Origin of the sequence: Nocardioides ginsengisegetis (genome assembly GCF_014138045.1) — a bacterium.
Taxonomy (GTDB): domain Bacteria; phylum Actinomycetota; class Actinomycetes; order Propionibacteriales; family Nocardioidaceae; genus Nocardioides; species Nocardioides ginsengisegetis.
Genome location: NZ_JACGXA010000003.1, coordinates 239842 through 259418 on the forward strand (window position 1 = coordinate 239842; position 19577 = coordinate 259418).

Consider the following 19577-nt stretch of genomic DNA (forward strand, 5'->3'; position numbering starts at 1 on the left):
TCAGGGCGCCGTGGCGACGAGGGTGCGCATGACGGCCTCGGTGGCGTCGCGCATGGTGCCCGCGTCGTACGGCGCCAGCTGGATCGCGTTGACGGTCTCGATCAGGCCGTGGACCTGGACGAAGCCGGTCACGAGCACCACCTTCCTCGAGGCGTGCACGACGACTCGGGCGGCCGTCGCGCCGGGGATGCGGACGTCGCTCACCCGGCCCTTGATCTGGCCCATCGCGGCGAAGGCCTTGTCGAAGTCGCCGCCGAACTCCAGGTAGGTGACGTTGAGCGTCGGTCCGCCCTTGGCGACGGGCAGGAACGCGCAGCGCGGGTTGTCGGAGGTGCCGGTCGTCTCGCGGACCTTCTCCCGCAGCGCCTTGCCGACGGGCCCGGCCGAAAGCCCCGAGCACGGGTTGAACGCCGGCTTCGAGGGTGAGGGCGAGGAGGAGGCGGTCGGGGAAGGGGACGACGACGTCGACGAGGTTTCCGTGGTCGCGTCCGTGGACGAGCAGCCGGCGAGCAGGAGCAGCAGCGCCAGCGCGGGAGCGGCGCGCCTCATGCGGTGGTGGCCGGGCCGGCGGCGGACATGGTGTGGGGCTCGCGGCTGCCGGGCAGCCGCAACGTGAGCCGGGCTCCGCCTGCGGGAGACACGCCCGCCTCGACGCTGCCGGCGTGCCGCTCGGCGACCTGGTGCACGATCGAGAGGCCGAGGCCGGAGCCGGGCATCGAGCGCGACTCGGGGGAGCGGTAGAAGCGCTCGAAGACGTGCGGCCGGTCCTGCTCGGCGATGCCGGGGCCCTCGTCGTCCACGGTCAGTACGCCGTCGGCGAGCCGGGTCCGGACGGTGCCGTGCGGAGGGCTCCACTTGGCGGCGTTGTCGAGCAGGTTGGTGATCGCGCGCTCGAGCCCCGCGGGCTCGCCGACGACCCACCACGGGTCGGTGTCGACCTCGAAGGCGATGCCCGGCGCGCGACGGCGGACCCGGGCCAGCGCCTGGTCGAGCACCTCGGCGATGTCGACGGACTCGACGACGTGGGTGAGCGGCTCGTCGCGGGCGAGCTCGACGAGGTCGCCGATGAGCGTGGTCAGCTCCTCGATCTGGGCGCGGACGTCGTCGAGCAGCTCCGCCCGCGCCTCCGGCGGGAGCGTCATGGCGGGGTCGCCGTCGGCCTGGCTGAGGAGGTCGAGGTTGGTGCGCAGCGAGGTGAGCGGGGTGCGCAGCTCGTGGCCGGCGTCGACGACCAGCCGCCGCTGCCGGTCGCGCGAGGCGTCGAGGGCGACGAGCATCTGGTTGAAGGCGTAGGCCAGGCGGGCGATCTCGTCGTCGCCCTCGACCGGGAGCGGGTCGAGCTTCTCGGTGCGGGCGATCTCCTCGACGGCGGTCGTGAGCCGACGCACGGGTCGCAGGCCGTTGCGCGCCACGCCCCACCCCGCCATCGCGGCCGCGATCACGCCCGCGAGGCCGAAGAGCAGCATCACCGCGCCGAGCTTCTCCAGCACCCGCTCCTGGGGTGCGAGCGACTGGGCGAGGACGAGGGACTGGCCGTCGGCGTAGGGGACCGAGACGACCCGGTAGTCGGTGCCGCCGGAGCTGACCGTGCGGATGCTCGAGGAGGCCTGGCCCTTGGCCACGGCGAGCTCCTGGGCGCCGAGCTGCGGGAAGCGGGTCATCCGGTCGGGCTGGTAGACGGTCTCGTCGGAGGAGACGAGCGCGATCCGCAGGTCGGAGGCGACCAGCGCCCACACCGGGATCTCGTTGCCGGACGGGAAGCGGATCAGCGTCGGCGACGCGGCCGACTTGTGCGCGCGGTCGAGCAGGGACTGGTCCAGCGTCTCGGTCATCTGCATCCGCACGGTCACGTAGGCGCCGAGCGCCACGAAGGCCACCGCGAGGCCCACCGCCATCGTGGTCAGGAGGATGACGCGGCTGGCGAGCGAGCGCCGGTAGTGCCAGCGGCGCTCCTCCCACGTGCGGGTGCCGAACGGGGCGTGACCGAAGGGGGCCGGGCCGCTCATGACTCCTTCAGCACGTAGCCCACGCCGCGCACGGTGTGGATCAGCCGCGGCTCGGACTCCGCCTCGGTCTTGCGGCGCAGGTAGCCGACGTAGACCTCCAGCGAGTTGGCGGTGGTCGGGAAGTCGTAGCCCCACACCTCCTCGAGGATGAACGAGCGCTCCAGCACCCGGCGCGGCCGGCGCAGGAACATCTCCAGCAGCGTGAACTCCGTGCGGGTCAGCTCGATCGCCCGGTCGCCGCGCCGCACCTCGCGGGTCGCGATGTCCATCGTCAGGTCGGCGAAGGAGAGCGTCTCGTCGGGGGCGTCCTCGCGAGGCACGACGCGACGGAGCAGCGCGCGCAGCCGGGCCAGCAGCTCCTGCAGGGCGAACGGCTTGGTGAGGTAGTCGTCGGCGCCGGCGTCGAGGCCGTCGACCCGGTCGCCGACCGCGTCGCGGGCCGTCAGCACCAGGATCGGTACGTCGTTGCCGGCCGACCGCAGCGCCCGCGTCGTCTCGATGCCGTCGAGCCGCGGCATCATCACGTCCATGATCACGACGTCGGGGCCGGCTCCGGCAATGCCGGCCAGCGCCTCGGCGCCGTCGGAGGCCAGCGCGACGTCGTACCCGTTGAACTCCAGCGACCTGCGCAGCGACTCGCGCACGGCCCTGTCGTCGTCGACGACGAGGACGCGGGGCTTCGCGGGCGCGGTGCTGGTCACGCTCCTACTCTGCCAGTCGTGCCTGAACGGTGACTGAGATTGCGCCACGCTCTGGGTGAGCGACGCGCGCAACAACCGGAAGCAGGTCGTCCGGTTCCTTGCCTAGGGTGCGGGCATGGCCATCGCACGCTTCCCGAGCTTCGTCCTCGACTGCCCCGACCCCCGCGCGCTCGCGACCTTCTACGCGACGATGCTCGACTTCACGCTGGTGGAGCAGGAGGACTGGTACGAAGCACGCGCCGACTACGGCATGTGCCTGTGCTTCCAGAAGGTCGAGGACTACCGGGCGCCGGTGTGGCCGGGTCAGGACTCGCCGCAGCAGATGCACATGGACGTCGTGGTCGACGACCTCGACGAGGCCGAGGCGGCGGTCGTGGCGCTCGGTGCGACGCGGCACGAGCACCAGCCGGGTACGACGTTCCGGGTGTTCCTCGACCCGGCGGGGCACCCGTTCTGCCTGTGCCTGAGCTGACCTGCAGCTGACCGGTCAGGTGTAGCGGCGCGCGGCGTCGGCCGCGCGGGCGCCGTAACCGCCGCCGAACAGGCAGGCGTGCACGAGCAGCGGGTGGAGCTGGTGCAGCGCGACCCGGTCCTGCCAGCCCTCGGCGAGCGGCGCGACCTCGGCGTAGGCGTCCAGGACGCGGGGCAGGTGGGGCAGCCCGAACAGGGCGAGCATCGCGAGGTCCACCTCGCGGTGGCCACCGTGGGCGGCGGGGTCGATGACGCGGACCCGGCCGTCGAGACCCCACAGGACGTTGCCGTTCCACAGGTCGCCGTGCAGCCGGCTCGGCGGCTCGACGGGCACGAGCTCGGGCAGCCGGCCGATCACGGTCTCGACCGCGACGGCCTGCTCGTCGGTGACCGCGCCCCGGTCGCGGGCCACCTTGAGGTAGGGCAGCACCCGGCGTACGGCGTAGAACTCCGCCCACGTCTCCGTGGGCTTGTTGGGCAGCGGCAGCTTGCCGATGTAGCCGTCGTGGTCGAGGCCGAAGCCCTCGCACCCGGCGGTGTGGGTGGTGGCGAGCGCGCGGCCGAACTCCGAGGCCGCGTCGACGGCGTTCTTGCCGGGCTCGACCCACGCCAGGATCAGGCACTCGTGGTCGACCGCGAGCACCTCGGGCACCGAGACGCCGCCGGTCTCGGCCAGCCACGCCAGCCCGCGCGCCTCGGACTCGAAGAAGTCGGGTGGGGCGTGCGGGTGGGTCTTCATCAGGGCCGTGGTGCCGTTGCTGAGCCGCAGCCGCGTGGCCGTGGAGATGTCGCCGCCCGCGACGGGGGCCGTGGCCACGACGGCCGAGCCGAGGAGCTCCTCGGCACGCCTGGCGACCAGCGGCAGCCGGGTCATCTGGCTGCGACCCCGACGCCGGGCAGGCGGTGCAGCTCGGCGACGATCGTCGCTGCTGTGCGCTCCACCATCGTGAGGACCTCCTCGAAGCCGGCAGGGCCACCGTAGTACGGGTCGGGCACCTCGCCACCGGTATCGACGGGATCGAAGTCCCGGAAGAGCCGCACCCGGTCGTCCCCGCCGCCGATCCCGCCCACCGAGATGTCGGACAGGTTGCTGTCGTCCATCGCGAGAACGAGGTCGTAGGCGCCGAGCCAGGAGTCGTCGTACTGCTGGGCGCGGTGCCGTGAGGGGTCGTAGCCCGCGGCCGCCAGGGTGGCCGCCGCGCGGCGGTCCATCGGGTCGCCGACGTGCCAGCCACCCGTGCCGGAGCTGGCTACCTCGACGCGATCGTCGAGCCCGTCGTCGGCGATCCGCGCGGAGAGCACGACGTCGGCCATGGGCGAGCGGCAGATGTTGCCCAGGCAGACCAGCGCGATCCGGTAGCGACCGGGCGTCCGGGGTTGCGGCAGGCGGGACATCAGCGGCGGTCGTCCTCCGGGCCGATCAGTCCGTCGACGACCCAGCCGACGATGGTGATGACGATGGACCCCCCGACCGCGGTCCAGAACCCGTTGACGTGGAAGCCGATGCCCAGGCCGTCGGCCAGCCAGCTCGTCAGGCCGAGCATCGCGGCGTTGATCACGAGCAGGAAGAGGCCCAGCGAGAGCAGGATGAAGGGGATCGAGATCAGCTTCAGCACCGGCTTCACGGTCGCCGAGACCAGGCCGAGGATCAGCGCCACGAGCAGCAGCGGCAGCAGCTTGTGCTTGATCTCCTCCTGCCCGTGGATCGGGCCGGTGAACCGGATGCCGTCGAAGAGCTGCGCGGCCACGGCGAGCGCGACGGCGTTGGTGATGAGCCAGGAGATGATCCGCACGCGTCGATCCTAGTGTCGCGTCCGGGAAGTGGATGGACGGTTGGCGTTCTCGCGGTGAGTACCCTTCCCCGCGTGTTTCCTGTCGGTGGGGTGGGCGTCATGCTCCTGGGCGCGTTCGTGTCCGGGGGCCTCTGCCTGCTGCTCGGCACCGCCCTGCGTCGCCGCCTCGGGCCGACGACGGGCCTGTCGATCGCCGGACTGCTCTGGTCGGTCGTCGTGATCGCCGTCGTCACGCTCATCCCGGCCAACGGTGCCCCGGGCATCGTCTCGGCCGAGGGCCGGCTGACCACCTGCTCGTGGGACATCGGCGGGCCCGCACCCACGGGCTTCTGGATCTTCCAGTCCGGCCAGCGGCTGCTCAACACGGTGCTGTTCGTGCCGTCGGGGGCGCTGCTCGTGCTGGCCGCCGCGCGGTGGCGGGCGGCCCGGGTCCTGGTCCCGGTCGGCTTCGCGCTGCTCGCGTGCTACTCCGCCGGCATCGAGCTCACCCAGCTCCAGCTGGCCCGGATCGACCGTGCCTGCGACGTCACCGACGTCATCGACAACGTGTCGGGCGCGGCGATCGGCGTCCTGGTCGGCGGGCTGCTGGCGCTGGTGCTCCGCCCGTGGCGGCGCCGCGGCCAGGTCCGCGGTTAGGGTGCCGTCTGTGCCCAGCCTGAGCAGCCCGCAGCCTCGTCCGAACGTCTCCGAGATCCCGCGGTACGTCGCGGGGAAGCCGCCGACGGTCCGGCCCGGGCTGACGTCGTACAAGCTCTCCTCGAACGAGAACCCCTACCCCCCGCTGCCCGGCGTGCTCGAGGCGGCGCAGGCCGCGGTGGCGCAGATGAACCGCTACCCCGACATGGGCGCCACGGCGCTGTACGACGCCCTCGCGGAGCGGTTCGAGGTCCCGGCCGAGCACCTGTCGCTGGCGACCGGGTCGGTCGGCCTGATCTACCAGCTGGTGCAGGCCTTCTGCGACCCCGGCGACGAGGTCGTCTTCGCCTGGCGGTCCTTCGAGGCCTACCCGATCGCGGTCACCGCCGCCGCCGCGACGTCGGTCCGGGTGCCGGTGCTGCCCGATGGCCGCCACGACCTCGACGCGATGGCCGCCGCGATCACCGACCGCACCAAGGTCGTGCTGGTCTGCACCCCCAACAACCCGACCGGTCCCGCGGTCACCCAGGCCGAGCTCGACGCCTTCCTCGCGAAGGTGCCGCCGCACGTGCTCGTCGTGGTCGACGAGGCCTACGTCGAGTTCGTGCGGATGGACGACGCCGTCGACGGCATCGCCACCTACGCGCAGCACGACAACGTGGTGCTGACCCGCACCTTCTCCAAGGCCTACGGGCTGGCCGGCTTCCGGGTCGGCTACGCCGTGGCGCCCGCCGACATCGCGGGCGCCCTGCGCGCGGTCTCGCTGCCCTTCGGCGTCTCGACCGTCGCGCAGGCCGCCGCGATCGCCTCGCTCGCCGCCGAGGACCTGCTCGTCGAGCGGGTCGAGGCGCTGGTCGGCGAGCGGGCCCGGTTCCGCGACGGTCTCCTCGAGGCCGGCTGGGCGATCCCCGAGGCCCAGGGGAACTTCGTGTGGTTCGACCTCGGGGACCGCGCGGCCGACTTCGCCGCCGCGGCCGACGCCGTCGGTGTCACCGTCCGTCCCTTCGCCGGTGAGGGCGTGCGGGTGTCGATCGGTGAGACCGAGGCGAACGACCGGATCCTCACGCTGGCGCGGGAGTTCCCTCACTGACCTGCTCGGCCGGCTCGACCGCCGGGCGGACGTCGATCTCGCGCCACTTCGGGTCGACCGCCGGCAGCATCGTGACCAGGAAGTACGCCGAGCCGGCGACCAGCATGGCGACCATCAGGCCGGCGCCGCTGATGATCGCGCCGCCGAGCAGCGGACCGATCGGCATGAGCGCGAAGCACAGCGCCGTGATCAGCGACGAGACGCGACCCACCAGGTGGCCGGGGATCCGCTCGTAGATGACGGCGCCCAGGATCGGGTTGATGAACCCCGACCCGAAGCCCGAGACGACCGCGATCGCCAGCACCGTCCACAGCGGGTTGTCCCAGGCCAGGACGAAGAACCGGGGCGAACCGCAGACCAGGAAGGTCACGAGGTACGTCGTGTAGCGGGGCAGCCGGGCCGCCCAGGTCGCGGCGCAGATCGCGCCGAGGGCCGCGAAGCCGCCGAACACCGCGAAGACCAGGCCCAGCACGGCCGGGCCGCCGCCCCAGGTCCGGGCCCACACCGGCATCAGGACCGAGGCGTACGCCGCGTCGATCATGTTGGTCAGCGCGACCATGAAGGCGATGGCGAGCAGCACCCGGTCGCCGCGCAGGAAGTGCCAGCCCGCGGCGAGCTGGGCGCGGTAGGGGAGCGGGTCGCCCTCCTCGCCCTCCGCGCCCGTCGCGGCCGGTCGGGCCATCGAGGCCGTCGCCCAGGCCAGCAGCAGCGCGGAGAGCCCGAAGCTGACGGCGTCGACGACCAGGGCGTTGGCCGCGCCGATGACGGCGATCAGGCCGCCCGCGAAGGCGGCGCCCAGCATCGTGGCGGAGCGCTCGACGGTGGCGTGCAGGCCGGTCGCCCGCTCCATCGGGACCTGCGCCGACTCGACCAGCCCCGGCACGATCGCGCCCTTGGCGGCATCGCCGGGACCGCGCAGGGCGCCGGCCAGGGCGACCAGTGCCAGCAGGGCACCGAATCGCAGCAGCCCCGCGTCGTACAGCAGCGGGATCGAGCCGACCACGAACAGCGAGCCGACGTCGCAGGTGATGCTGACCCGGCGCGCGCCGACCCGGTCGATGATCGGCCCGCCGAGCACCTTGAGCAGCACCAGCGGCACCATCTCGAAGAGGGCGACCAGGCCGGTCTTCACCGGGGAGTCGGTGGTCACGAGGACGAAGTACGGCAGGGCCAGCATGGAGACGCGGGTGCCCGTCAGGGACACGGCCTCGGACGTGAGCCAGCCGTAGAGGGGCCGGCGGTTGGCGGTGGTCGTGCTGCTCATTGCTGGTCTCCTGTCACGGTCCCGGGTCGCGGGAAGGCGGCGATCTGGATGACGAAGTCCGCGGTGGCGGGGTCGTCGGCGGGCTCCTCGTCCTGGCTCATGAACCAGTCGTGGACGTGGTCGAGCAGTGCCCTGGCCCGGGCCGGGGTGAGGCGGATGCCGTAGTCGCTGAACGTCGAGGCGTGTCGCCACTCGTCGGACAGCAGGCCGTGCTCCTCGACGGCCCGCTGCAGCTGCTCGGTCAGCACGGTGGCCACCGACTGGAGGTAGGCGTCCATCGTCTGCCGGGTCTCCTCGTCCGCCGGCTCCTCGCGCTCGGTCATGGTCGCCTGGTGGGCGGCCTTCCACCAGCGGTCGCGGGCATTGCCCCGCTCCTCGTCGTCGACGATGAAGCCGTGCTGGGCCAGCTGGCGGAGGTGGTACGACGTGGCGCCGCTGTTGAGGCCGAGGCGGGTCGCGAGCTGGGTGGCCGTGGCCGGCCCCTCGATCCGCAGCAGCCCGAGCATCCGCAGCCGCACGGGGTGCGTCAGCGCCTTGAGCGCCTGCGGCGACGGGGTGATCGAGGTGAGGTCCATGGCAGGACTGTAGAACCGCAAAGAGATGTTTGCAAACACTTCTTTGCGATCAGTCTGGACCAGCGGGGACGAGACGGTGTTACCCCGAAGCAACGGGGACCGGGCAGGCTAGGGCCATGTCGGTCAAGGTCGCGCTCGAGCACCGCACCACCTACGAGTTCGCGCGCCCGATCGCGGTGGCGCCCCACGTGGTCCGCCTGCGGCCCGCGCCGCACTGCCGCACGCCCATCGAGGCCTACTCCCTCGAGGTCTCGCCGAAGAACCACTTCGTCAACTGGCAGCAGGACCCGTTCGGCAACTGGCTGGCACGGCTGGTCTTCCCCGAGCCGGTCCAGACCCTCGACATCACCGTCGGCCTGGTGGCCGACCTGATGGTGATCAACCCCTTCGACTTCTTCATCGAGGAGAGCGCCGAGCGCTTCCCGTTCGCCTACGAGCCGGTCCTCGCGGCCGACCTCGCGCCGTACCTCCGCCCGGTCGAGGACAGTGCCGAGGCCGCCGCGTGGAAGGACCGGCTGCCCCCGCTGCCCGAGGACGGCACCCCGACCGTCACGTTCCTCGCCGACCTCAACGCCGCGGTGCACCGCGACGTGGCTTACTCCGTGCGGATGGAGGCGGGCGTCCAGACCCCCGACGAGACGCTGCGCGCCGGGATCGGCTCGTGCCGCGACAGTGCCTGGCTGCTGGTCAGCCTCCTGCGTCAGCACGGCCTGGCCGCCCGCTTCGTGTCCGGCTACCTCGTGCAGCTCACCGCCGACACCGAGGCGCTCGACGGCCCGAGCGGCCCCGAGGCCGACTTCACCGACCTGCACGCGTGGGCCGAGGTGTTCGTCCCGGGCGCCGGCTGGGTCGGGATGGACCCGACCAGCGCGCTGTTCGCCGGCGAGGGCCACATCCCGCTGTCCGCGACCCCGCACCCGTCCAGCGCCGCGCCGATCGAGGGCGCCACCGAGCCGGTCGAGGTCAGCTTCTCCTTCCACAACCAGGTGCGCCGCGTCCACGAGGACCCGCGCGTCACCAAGCCCTACACCGACGAGCAGTGGGCCCGGATCGACACGCTCGGCGAGGCCGTCGACAAGCGGCTGGCCGAGGGCGACTGCCGCCTGACGATGGGCGGCGAGCCCACCTTCGTCTCCCTCGACGACGCGACCTCCGCCCAGTGGAGCTCCGAGGCCGACGGCCCCGAGAAGCGCCGGCTCGCCAACGACCTGGCCGAGCGGCTGCGGCGCGTGTACGCCGAGGGCGGGGTCGTCCAGCGCAGCCAGGGCAAGTGGTACCCCGGCGAGCCGCTGCCCCGCTGGCAGATCGGGCTCCAGTGGCGCACCGACGGGGAGCCGCTGTGGCAGGACCCGGCATTGCTGGCCGACCCGTGGGCCGGCGATTCGTCCCCGACGGCCGTCGCGGACGCGCGGGCCCTCGCGGAGCGGATCACGCAGACACTCGGGCTACCCGGCGACCTGCTGCACGCGGCGTACGAGGACCCGCTCGCGGTGCTCGCCACCGAGGTCCGGCAGCCCCACGGCGCGCGTCCCCGGGACGGGGAGATCGACGCCGACAGCCTCGCCCACCTCGACGCCGCGGTGACGGACGCGGTCGCCTGGGTGCTGCCGCTCGTCACCGGCGAGGACTGGACCGTCCCGGCCTGGTCGTTCCGGCGCGGTCGCCTCGTGCTCACCCCCGGTACGTCGCCGGCGGGCCTGCGGCTGCCGCTCGACTCGATCGCGTGGGAGGACCCCGAGGCCGCGGTCGCGCCGTCGTACCTCGAGGCCGGGCCGCCGCTGGTGCCGAGGGTGCCGACCGTGTCCGTGGTGGGCCCCGAGGGCGTGCCGACGACCGCGCTGGTGGTCGAGGCCCGCGAGGGCAACGTGTTCGTGTTCCTCCCGCCGACCGAGCGGCTCGAGGACTATGCCGACCTGCTCCGCCTGGTCGAGGTGGCCGTGCGCAAGCTGCGGATCCCGGTCGTGCTGGAGGGCTACGGGCCGCCGCCGGACCCGCGGCTGACCCAGCTCGTGGTGACGCCCGACCCCGGCGTCATCGAGGTCAACGTGCAGCCCACGTCGAGCTGGGCCGAGCAGCGGGAGCTCACCGAGACGCTCTACGCGCAGGCCCGCCTGGCCCGGCTGTCGACGGAGAAGTTCGACCTCGACGGGCTGCACACCGGCACCGGCGGCGGCAACCACCTGACCCTCGGTGGCGGCCAGCCCGTCGACTCGCCATTGCTGCGTCGCCCGGACGTGCTGGTCAGCCTGATCCGCTACTGGCAGCGGCACCCGTCGCTGTCCTACCTCTTCTCCGGCCGCTTCATCGGCCCGACCAGCCAGGCGCCGCGCTTCGACGAAGGCCGTCCCGAGGCGGTCTACGAGATGGAGATCGCGTTCGCCGAGATCGCCCGGCTCACGGAGGAGGGTGGCGAGGCCCGGCCGTGGCTGGTGGACCGGGCGCTGCGGCACCTGCTCACCGACCTGACGGGCAACACCCACCGCGCGGAGTTCTGCATCGACAAGCTCTACAGCCCCGACTCCTCGCGCGGCCGGCTCGGCCTGCTGGAGCTGCGCGGCTTCGAGATGCCGCCGCACCCGCAGATGGCGCTGCTCCAGGCCCTGCTCGTGCGCAGCCTGGTCGCGATGTTCTGGGAGGAGCCCGACACCGCACCGCTGGTGCGCTGGGGCACCGCCCTGCACGAGGACTTCCTGCTGCCGCAGGGCGCGATCACCGACATCGAGGCGGTCGTGGCCGACCTGCGCGCGCACGGGATCGACTTCGAGTCGTCGTGGCTCGACCCGTTCACGGAGTTCCGGTTCCCGCGGATCGGCGTGACGGTCGTGGACGGCGTCGAGCTCGAGCTGCGGTCCGCCATCGAGCCGTGGCACGTGCTGGGCGAGGAGGCGACCGCCGGCGGCACCGCGCGCTTCGTCGACTCCTCGGTCGAGCGGATCCAGGTGAAGGTCCGCGGGCTCGACCCGCACCGCCACCTCGTGACCTGCCAAGGTGTCCCCGTGCCCCTGACGAGCACCGGCGTGGTCGGCGAGTTCTACGCCGGCGTGCGCTACCGCGCCTGGCAGCCGTGGTCGGCGTTGCACCCCTCCATCGAGGTGCAGGCCCCGCTCCACGTGGAGGTCGTCGACGTCGCGTCGGCGGTCTCGCTCGGCGGCGCGACGTACCACGTCGTGCACCCGGGTGGCCGCTCCTACGACACCCCGCCGGTCAACGCCAACGAGGCGGAGGCCCGGCGCGCGAGCCGCTTCGAGGCCCGCGGCCACACCGCCGGCCGGATCGACGTCGGCGCGCTGCGCGAGGCCGGCCGTCGGGCGGCGACCGAGGAGTACCCGCACACGCTCGACCTGCGGCGGGTGCCGCCCCGCTCCCCGCGGTCGGGGCGCACGTGACGCTGCTGCGGGACTACTCCGCCGCCGTCACGCAGCCCACGCTGCCCGGCGGAGATGACGGCAGGGACGACGGCGGGGCCCGCTACGACGAGGTGGTCGGCCCCGACGGCACGCTGCGCCCGGCGTGGAAGGGGATGGCCGAGGTCGCGGTCACCCTGACCCCGCACGACCTGATGCGCGTCGACGAGGAGATCAAGCGCTTCCTCGCCGACGACGGCGTCACCTACGCCCGGCCCGGCGAGGGCCTCGGGCCGTGGCGGCTCGACCCGGTCCCGCTCGTGCTCGACGCCGCCGACTGGACCCCGCTCGAGGTCGGCCTCGCCCAGCGCGCCGAGCTGCTCAACGCCGTGCTCTCCGACGTCTACGGCGAGCAGCGGCTGCTCGCCTCCGGCCTGCTGCCGGCGCCGGTGGTGCTGGGCCACGGCGGCTTCGTCCGTGGTCTGGCCCGGGCCTCGGCCACCGACCCGCGGCCGCTCGTGCTCTCCGCCACCGACCTGGGCCGCAACGCCGCCGGGGAGTGGACGGTGCTGGCCGACCGGGCCCAGGCGCCCTCGGGGCTGGGCTACGCGATGGAGAACCGGCGGGTGGTGTCCCGGGTGATGCCCGAGCTCTACCGCGAGGCCGGCACCCACCGGATGGAGCCCTACTTCTCGGCGCTGCGCTCGGCGCTGATCCAGTCCGCTCCGGGCGAGCCCGGGGACCCGCGCGTGGTCGTCCTGTCGCCCGGCACGGCCAGCGAGACGGCGTACGACCAGGCCTTCCTGGCCACCACGCTCGGCTTCCCGCTGGTGCAGGGCAGCGACCTGCTCATGCGCGACGGGTCCATCTACCTCAAGGGGCCGGGCCGGCTCGAGCGCGTGCACGTCATCCTGCGCCGGGTCGACGCCGCCTGGTCCGACCCGCTCGAGCTGCGCGGCGACTCCCAGCTCGGCGTCGCCGGGCTGGCCGAGGCCGTACGCCGCGGCACGGTGCGGGTCGTCAACGGCCTCGGCTCCGGGGTCCTGGAGAACCCCGGCCTGCTGCCGTACCTGCCCGCGCTGTGCGAGGAGCTGCTCGGCGAGCCGCTGCGGCTGCCGTCGGTCCGCACCTGGTGGTGCGGCGATCCGGCGGGGCTCGACCACGTCCTGGACCACCTCGACGCGCTGGTCGTGCGCACCCTGGACGGCAAGCCCGAGGACCTGGCCGCGCTGGGGCGAGACGAGGTGCGGACCCGGATCCTGGGCGCGCCACACCGCTACGTCGGGCAGGAGGCTGCCGCCCTGTCGCAGGCGCCGACGCTGCGGTTCGGGTCGGTGCGCCCGCAGGCGCTGACCCTGCGGGCGTTCACGCTGCGCTACGGGTCGGCCTACCGCCCGCTCGTCGGCGGCCTGGCCAACGTCTACGAGGGGGAGCGGACCACGACCTCCAAGGACGTGTGGGTCCTCAAGGCCGAGCCCGACGCGCCGGACCAGGGGCTCGCCGACGTGCTGCCGCTGACGCGGGTGCGGTCGGTCTCGCCGTTCGTGCCGCGTGTCCTGGAGGACATGTTCTGGCTCGGTCGCTACGCCGAGCGGGGCGAGGACATGCTGCGACTCGTGATGGCCGCACACGCGCTGGCCGACGACTTCCGCGCCCGGCCGCACTCCGCCGGCGGCGAGAGCCTGGCGGTGCTGATGCAGGCGGTGACGCGGCTGGCCGGCACCCGCTTCGAGCCCGACGACCTCGACCAGGAGTTCCGGTCGCTGCTGCTCGACCCGCACCGGTCCGGCTCCGCGGCGCACGCGATCGCCGGGCTGCGCGAGGCCGCGATGGGGGTCCGCGACCAGCTCTCCCCCGACACGTGGCGGGCGTTCGGCGTCGTGGAGCGCGCCCACGACGTGCTCGTCGGCTCCACGCACAGCCACCAGGTCGCGGAGTCCGCGGGCCGGATGCTCACCGGGATCCTGTCGCTGCAGGGCGTCACCGCGAGCATGATCCGCGACGCCGGCTGGCACACCATCGGCCTGGGCCGCGCCCTCGAGCGGGCGATCCAGCTCTGCCACCTGCTGCGCGCCACGGCCACGCTGCGGCGCGGCATCGACGTGGACCGCGACGTGCTCAACGCGGTGCTGGCCGCGTCCGAGTCGGCGGTCACGCACCGGCGCCGCTACCGCGGCTACGTGCGTGCCGCCAGCGTCCTCGACCTGCTGCTCACCGACCCCGACAACCCGCGGTCGCTCGCGTTCTGCCTCGGCGAGGCCGCGACCCACCTGGCCGCGATGCCCGGCTCGACCGGCTCCTCGCGGCCCGAGCGGCTGCTCGACGACCTCACCGGGCAGCTGCGCGACGCCTCGGTGGCCGAGCTCGTGGCGATCGGCGGCGTCGGCCGGCCCAACCTCGAGGCCTTCCTCGACGGGCACCTCGCCCAGCTCGCCCGGCTCTCCGACGCGGTCGCCGACCTGCACTTCGCCAGCGGTCCCGCGCCGAGGACATTCGACTCGACGCTGTTCATCGGCTCCGAGCCGTCGGGGGTGGCGCCGTGAGGTACCGCGTCAGCCACGCCACCACCTACACCTACGACGAGCCGGTCACCGACAGCCTCGGCATCGCCCACCTGCTCCCGCGGGTGCTCCCGTGGCAGGAGGTGGAGGAGGCCCGCGTCGAGGTCAGCCCGGTGCCCGGCGACATGTCCTGGGACCGCGACTACTACGGCAACACCGCGACGTACTTCCAGGTGACCGAGGCCCACACCGTCCTGGAGGTCCACGCGACGAGCGAGGTCGAGGTGTCGTCCCCGTCGTACGACGCGGGGCTGCTCGCGCGGCCGTGGACCGCCCCGCGCCCGCTGGTCCACCCGGCCACGCCCGGCGCCGTCGCGGCCACCGACTTCGCGCTCGCCTCGGGGCAGGCGCCGCACCACCCCGAGGCGGCCGCCTACGCCGCCGCGTCCTTCCCCGACGGCCGGCCGGTGGGGGAGGCGGTGACCGACCTGGTGCGCCGGATCCACGCCGACTTCGCCTACGACAAGACCGCCACGACCGTGACGTCCACGATCGAGGAGATCCTGGAGAAGCGGGCCGGGGTCTGCCAGGACTTCGCGCACCTGACGCTGGCCTGCGTCCGCTCCCTCGGGCTGGCCGGTCGCTACGTCAGCGGCTACCTCGCGACCACGCCCCCGCCCGGGCAGGAGCGGCTCGTCGGCGCCGACGCCTCCCACGCCTGGGTCGCGGTCTGGGTCGGCGACGACGAGTGGCTCGCGCTCGACCCGACCAACGACAGCCGCGCCGACGACCGCTACGTCACCGTCGCGTGGGGCCGCGACTACGCCGACGTCGTGCCGGTCAAGGGCGTCATCTTCACCGAGGCCAAGCGCTCGACGCTCCAGGTCGCGGTCGACGTCGCGCCGTACTGAATCAGGCTGACGCCGGTCCGGCGGGCACCGCGCGCGGCAGCCGCACCCGGACCGTGGTTCCGGCGTCCGGCTCCGAGGTCAGCTCGATGTGCCCGGCGTGGTGGTCGACGATGGTCCGGACCACGGCCAGGCCGAGGCCGGTGCCCTGGACGGCGTTGGTGGTCGCGCTCTGCGCTCGATAGAAGCGGTCGAAGACCAGCGGTACGTCCTCGGCGGCGATCCCGACCCCGGTGTCGGCGACGGTGAGCGTGACGTGGTCCTCGGTGGTCGTCAGCTGCAGGCAGACCTCGCCGCCGGCGGGCGTGAACTTGATGGCGTTGGACACCAGGTTGATGACGAGGCGCTCGAGCTCGTCCCGGCTGCCGTGCACCGGGCTCGGAGCGGACTCCACGACGCGCACGGACACCTGCCCCGCCTGGGCCGCCGGCTCGAGGACGCGGTGGCTCTCACGGACCACCTCGACCAGATCGAGGAGCGTGTGGTCGATCCCGGTCTCGCCGGAGTCGGAGCGGGCCAGGGTCAGCAGGTTCTCGACGAGGCTCGCCAGCCGGTCGCCGTTGCGGCTGATGACCTCGATGACGCGTCGTTGGCGGTCCGTGATGGCGCCCAGGTCCTCGTCGGCGAGGAGCTCCAGGTAGCCGTTGATGCTGGCGAGAGGGGTGCGCAGCTCGTGGGAGACGGTCGAGACCAGCTCGGACTTGACCCGGTTGGCCTCCTCGAGGTGCTCCACCGCCTCGGTCATGTGCCGGTAGGCCTGCGCCTGTGACAGGGCCGAGCCCAGGTCGCTCGCGAGCTGCTCGACCAGGGCCCGCCGGTCCGGGCTCCAGGGCCGGGACGTCCGGACGGCGTGCAGGGCCAGCCAGCCCACGAGCTCGCCCGCGACCCACATCGGCGCGCCGAGGTAGGAGCCGATGCCCATCACGTCGACGAGGTGCGCCGTGTTCTCGGGGCCGATCCGCGGGTCGGCCGCGACGTCGTCGATGCTCAGCGTCTCGCGCCGATGGGCGGTCTCGAGACACAGCCCGGCGAACCCCGGCGGTACCTCGAGCCCCGCGGCCAGGTGGCAACCCGGCAGCGACCACTGCTCGACCACCGAGCCGATGCTCACGCCGTCGGCGAGCCGGATGACACAGCGGTCGGCCTGGACCACGGGGCCGATCGCGGTCACGGCGCGGCGGAGCACGGCCTGGGGGTCGAGGTCCTGACGCACCAGGCCGGCCACGAGCCGCAGCTGCGCCTGCTGCTCGGCCCTGGCGCGCAGCTCGGCCTCGGCCTGCTGGAGCTGCACCACGGCGTCGTACAGCTGGGCGGTCGACTGCTCGCCCACCGTCTCGGCCGTCGTGCGCGCGCGGCGCTCCCGCTCCAGCTGCCGCCGGAGGAGGGCGATCTCCTCATCGGCCTCGCTGGTCACGCACGGGCCCGGAACTCACACACCAGCACGCAGTCGGCCGCGCCGTCCTGCTGGCAGCGGGGCTGGGTGATGGAGACGTCCTCGCCGAAGTGCTCGGCCGCTCCGGCGATCATGCCCTCGGCGAACGCGCACATCCGGCGGTCCGAGCCGTAGCCGATCCGGAGCGTCGAGGGCCCGGACCGTTCGAACTCGAAGGTGGGCGGGTTCGCCTCGGCGTGCAGCTTGCGCACCTCGGTGTGGATGACGTCGTTGAGGGTGAGCAGGAAGTCCACCGTGTGCGCGTGCGGCTCGAAGAACTGGGGGTACCGCTCGGCCAGCGCGACGATCGCGTGGCGACCGAACGCCCGCTGGACCTCGGCCCCGGTGCTGTCCTGGTCCTCGGCGAAGGCGCCCACCAGCGTGGCGAGCTCGGCGTCGCGGTAGGTGCCGAGCGACGTGTAGCCGCCGGTGAGGTCCGCGTCGGTGAGGAGCTGGTCCCACACGCGCTCGCCGCCCCGGCCGACCACGAGCTCCTCGAACAGATTGAAGATGATGCCCTTCATCCGAGACCCCTGATCGATACGCCCCCGTATTGAATGAATGTCAGTTCGCGATCATAGGACCCCGCCGGGGTGAGCAGGCGGCCGTGCGGGCGAGTGTCTCGAAGGTGTGGCCGCGGCACCGGTCCTCTGTCAGTCTTCGGGGCGTGAAGGCCTTCCGCTGCCGGGTCTGCGACAACCCGCTGCACTTCGAGAACTCCGTCTGCGTCTCCTGCGGCACCGCGCTCGGCTTCTCGCGCTCCGAGCGCGCGATCGTGCCGCTCGACGACACCGGCCGGTACGTCGATCCCGCGGGGCTGGTCTGGCACGTCTGCGCCAACCTGAACCTCAGCGGCTGCACCTGGCTGGCGCCGGTGGAGGGCGCGTCCTGCTTCGCGTGCGGCCTGACCCGGACCCGCCCGAGCGACCACGACCTCGAGGGGTTGGCGAACTACCCGCTTGCCGAGCAGGCCAAGAGGCACCTGGTCTTCGAGCTCGACGGGCTCGGCTTCCCCGTGGTCGGCAAGGACCCCGCGACGGGCGGCGACGAGGAGAACGGCCTCGCCTTCGACCTGCTCTCCTCCAGCAACGGCGAGGACGTGACGATCGGCCACGAGAACGGCGTCGTCACCATCGACCTCGCCGAGTCCGACGACGCCTACCGCGAGAAGATCCGCGCCCAGCTGGCCGAGCCCTACCGGACGATGCTCGGCCACTTCCGGCACGAGGTCGGGCACTACTACGAGTGGCAGCTGGTCCGCGGCGACGAGCGGTTCACCCGCTGCCGGGAGCTGTTCGGCGACGAGTCGATCGACTACGCGGCCGAGCTCCAGCGGCACTACGAGCAGGGCCCGCCCGACGGCTGGGAGCAGTCGCACATCTCGACGTACGCGACGATGCACCCCTTCGAGGACTTCGCGGAGACCTGGGCGCACTACCTGCACATCTGCGACACCATCGAGACCGCCGGCGAGTACGGCCTGACCGCGGTGTCCTCGCCCGCGCTGTTCTCGTCGTTTCGCGACCTCGTCGTGGGCATCTGGGTGCCGCTGTCGATCGCGCTGAACATGATCAATCGCAGCATGGGCAAGGACGACCTCTACCCGTTCGTGATCCCCGCGCCGGTGCTCGACAAGCTCGACTTCGTGGCCTCGCTCGCCGACCGCCCGGACAGCCCGTAGCCGTCAGCGCGGGTGCAGGAAGCCCCGGACCTTCGGGGTGCCGCGCCGCGTCCAGCGGAGGTGCGCGGCGTACAGCGACCGCTTCGGGTGCATGCCGCGCGACCGGTTGATGTGGAACGACGGCGGGCAGGGCAGGTGGCCCCAGCACGTCCAGCCGTGGAAGAACACCAGCGGCTGCTCGTGCTTGCGGGTCACCACGTCGGCGCCGCCCGGGCCGCAGACGCCCATGCGGGAGCGGCGCAGGAGCAGGTGTGGGCGGCGGTGGCCCCAGTGGAGCAGGCGGTGCGACCGGCGCCAGGTGGTCCGGTAGTGGCACCCGCCGTAGAAGCCCTCGGACGTGAACAGCACGAAGTGCTGGTGGCGACGGACCAGGACGGGGTTCTCGATGATGCCGCGGGCGCGGACCAGCTGGCGGCTGTGCGCGTGCCGGGCCACCCGGGCGCCACGGCTGGTCAGCCGGACGATCCGGATGCTCGAGGGGTAGCCCTGCGTCTTGTAGAGCAGGTAGCGGCTGCCGCCGGCGCCGCGGAAGCCGGAGGGGTCGATGACGCCGGAGCGCGGCATGTGCCGGCCGCGGTGCCGCAGCTGGTCCCACGCCCGCGGGGCGTCGGCCCCGCGCGGGCAGACGAGCGGACGTCGGCCGACGGAGCGGAACGTGCCGAGCGCGCTGTGCGAGGTGGCCACGCCGATGCAGCGGGCGCCGCGGCCGAGGCCGCGGACCGGGGCGGAGTAGTAGAGCAGCCAGCGATGCCGGACCTTGACCATGTCGGAGGCCCAGATCTCCTGGTTCACGCTCCAGCGGGGCAGCTTGAGCATGGCGCGGCGCCGCATCGTCCACGGGCCGGTCGGGCTGGTGGCGGTCGCACGTGGGGCGCCGCGGCCGGTCGACACGGCGACGTACCCCCCGCCGTACCGCGTCACCGACGGGTCGGCGAAGCCGCGCTGGTGCAGCAGCGGATGGGCGCGCAGCGGGCGTTCGGTGGAGGGTCGCGCGCTCGCGCCGGACTCCAGCCCGGTGGCGAGGAGTGCCGCCAGGATGATGATGATCGTCGTCGCCAGAAGTGCACGACGGGCCGGAACGGCCCCGTTCCCCCACTGCATGTGCTGCCGTCCCAAGAGTGTTGCTGTGCTGATGCCGAGGGCAGAAGGATCCCCCGAGACGGACCGGCTGTCGC

18 protein-coding genes are annotated in these 19577 nt (G+C 73.1%); 7 read left to right on the forward strand and 11 right to left on the reverse strand.

All coding sequences use genetic code 11. The features are described 5' to 3' along the window. Genes FB382_RS20680 through FB382_RS20690 form a run of 3 tightly spaced genes read right to left on the reverse strand, consistent with a single transcriptional unit; the run spans position 1 to position 2707 of the window. The gene (locus tag FB382_RS20680; RefSeq protein ID WP_182541847.1) at positions 1-549 is read right to left on the reverse strand and encodes a DUF3558 family protein; all 549 of its coding nucleotides are present in this window, start codon (positions 547-549) and stop codon (positions 1-3) included. Beyond that, positions 546-2006 (reverse strand): HAMP domain-containing sensor histidine kinase, encoded by a 1461-nt coding sequence (locus tag FB382_RS20685; protein ID WP_182541848.1) that lies wholly within the window; start codon positions 2004-2006, stop codon positions 546-548. Before FB382_RS20685 ends, FB382_RS20680 begins: the two co-directional genes overlap by 4 nt. Beyond that, a complete protein-coding gene (locus FB382_RS20690; protein ID WP_182541849.1) occupies positions 2003-2707 on the reverse strand; it encodes a response regulator in 705 nt (234 codons plus the stop codon). Before FB382_RS20690 ends, FB382_RS20685 begins: the two co-directional genes overlap by 4 nt. 115 nt (positions 2708-2822) lie before the next feature. Between FB382_RS20690 and FB382_RS20695 the strand changes: the two genes are divergently transcribed. Next, positions 2823-3179: a VOC family protein gene (locus tag FB382_RS20695; RefSeq protein ID WP_182541850.1), complete on the forward strand. Its 357-nt coding sequence runs from the start codon at positions 2823-2825 to the stop codon at positions 3177-3179. 15 nt (positions 3180-3194) lie between these two features. On the opposite strand, the gene FB382_RS20700 is transcribed toward FB382_RS20695, so the two are convergent. The 3 genes from FB382_RS20700 to FB382_RS20710 are packed head-to-tail and all read right to left on the reverse strand — an operon-like array spanning position 3195 to position 4971. After that, positions 3195-4052, reverse strand: a complete 858-nt coding sequence (locus FB382_RS20700) for a fructosamine kinase family protein (protein ID WP_182541851.1) — start codon at positions 4050-4052, stop codon at positions 3195-3197. Then, positions 4049-4573 carry a low molecular weight protein-tyrosine-phosphatase gene (locus tag FB382_RS20705; RefSeq protein WP_182541852.1) on the reverse strand — a complete coding sequence of 175 codons (525 nt, stop codon included), beginning with the start codon at positions 4571-4573 and terminating at the stop codon, positions 4049-4051. Before FB382_RS20705 ends, FB382_RS20700 begins: the two co-directional genes overlap by 4 nt. Further along, positions 4573-4971, reverse strand: a complete 399-nt coding sequence (locus tag FB382_RS20710) for a phage holin family protein (protein WP_182541853.1) — start codon at positions 4969-4971, stop codon at positions 4573-4575. The genes FB382_RS20705 and FB382_RS20710 overlap by 1 nt, the downstream gene beginning before the upstream one ends. Before the next feature lie 72 nt (positions 4972-5043). Here FB382_RS20710 and FB382_RS20715 point away from each other — a divergent pair, with 72 nt between their 5' ends. Together FB382_RS20715 and hisC are read left to right on the forward strand one after the other, a co-directional pair. Further along, positions 5044-5607 (forward strand): VanZ family protein, encoded by a 564-nt coding sequence (locus tag FB382_RS20715; RefSeq protein WP_182541854.1) that lies wholly within the window; start codon positions 5044-5046, stop codon positions 5605-5607. Positions 5608-5617: 10 nt separating this feature from the next. After that, complete coding sequence (gene hisC / locus FB382_RS20720) at positions 5618-6697, forward strand: histidinol-phosphate transaminase (RefSeq protein ID WP_343055709.1); 1080 nt, start codon at positions 5618-5620, stop codon at positions 6695-6697. On the opposite strand, the gene FB382_RS20725 is transcribed toward hisC, so the two are convergent. Together FB382_RS20725 and FB382_RS20730 are read right to left on the reverse strand one after the other, a co-directional pair. After that, positions 6669-7961, reverse strand: a complete 1293-nt coding sequence (locus tag FB382_RS20725) for an MFS transporter (RefSeq protein ID WP_182541855.1) — start codon at positions 7959-7961, stop codon at positions 6669-6671. The two genes, hisC and FB382_RS20725, sit on opposite strands and share 29 nt — an antisense overlap. After that, the gene (locus FB382_RS20730; RefSeq protein WP_182541856.1) at positions 7958-8536 is read right to left on the reverse strand and encodes an ArsR/SmtB family transcription factor; all 579 of its coding nucleotides are present in this window, start codon (positions 8534-8536) and stop codon (positions 7958-7960) included. The genes FB382_RS20725 and FB382_RS20730 overlap by 4 nt, the downstream gene beginning before the upstream one ends. A 116-nt stretch (positions 8537-8652) precedes the next feature. Between FB382_RS20730 and FB382_RS20735 the strand changes: the two genes are divergently transcribed. From FB382_RS20735 to FB382_RS23020, 3 genes are read left to right on the forward strand one after another with little or no spacing between them, the layout of a single operon-like run. Next, a complete protein-coding gene (locus FB382_RS20735; RefSeq protein WP_182541857.1) occupies positions 8653-11922 on the forward strand; it encodes a transglutaminase family protein in 3270 nt (1089 codons plus the stop codon). Continuing rightward, complete coding sequence (locus FB382_RS20740) at positions 11919-14423, forward strand: circularly permuted type 2 ATP-grasp protein (protein ID WP_182541858.1); 2505 nt, start codon at positions 11919-11921, stop codon at positions 14421-14423. The genes FB382_RS20735 and FB382_RS20740 overlap by 4 nt, the downstream gene beginning before the upstream one ends. Further along, positions 14420-15292 (forward strand): transglutaminase N-terminal domain-containing protein, encoded by an 873-nt coding sequence (locus tag FB382_RS23020; RefSeq protein WP_182541859.1) that lies wholly within the window; start codon positions 14420-14422, stop codon positions 15290-15292. The genes FB382_RS20740 and FB382_RS23020 overlap by 4 nt, the downstream gene beginning before the upstream one ends. A 1-nt stretch (position 15293) precedes the next feature. On the opposite strand, the gene FB382_RS20750 is transcribed toward FB382_RS23020, so the two are convergent. Further along, entirely contained in the window at positions 15294-16703 is a 1410-nt protein-coding gene (locus FB382_RS20750; RefSeq protein WP_182541860.1) for an ATP-binding protein, read from the reverse strand. Next, the gene (locus FB382_RS20755; RefSeq protein WP_182541861.1) at positions 16700-17245 is read right to left on the reverse strand and encodes a heme NO-binding domain-containing protein; all 546 of its coding nucleotides are present in this window, start codon (positions 17243-17245) and stop codon (positions 16700-16702) included. Before FB382_RS20755 ends, FB382_RS20750 begins: the two co-directional genes overlap by 4 nt. 143 nt (positions 17246-17388) lie before the next feature. Between FB382_RS20755 and FB382_RS20760 the strand changes: the two genes are divergently transcribed. Further along, on the forward strand, positions 17389-18402 hold the full coding sequence (locus tag FB382_RS20760) for a putative zinc-binding metallopeptidase (protein WP_182541862.1): 1014 nt from the start codon (positions 17389-17391) through the stop codon (positions 18400-18402). Between the two features lie 3 nt (positions 18403-18405). On the opposite strand, the gene FB382_RS20765 is transcribed toward FB382_RS20760, so the two are convergent. After that, a complete protein-coding gene (locus FB382_RS20765) occupies positions 18406-19503 on the reverse strand; it encodes a family 43 glycosylhydrolase (protein ID WP_182541863.1) in 1098 nt (365 codons plus the stop codon). Between the last annotated feature and the right edge of the window lie 74 nt (positions 19504-19577).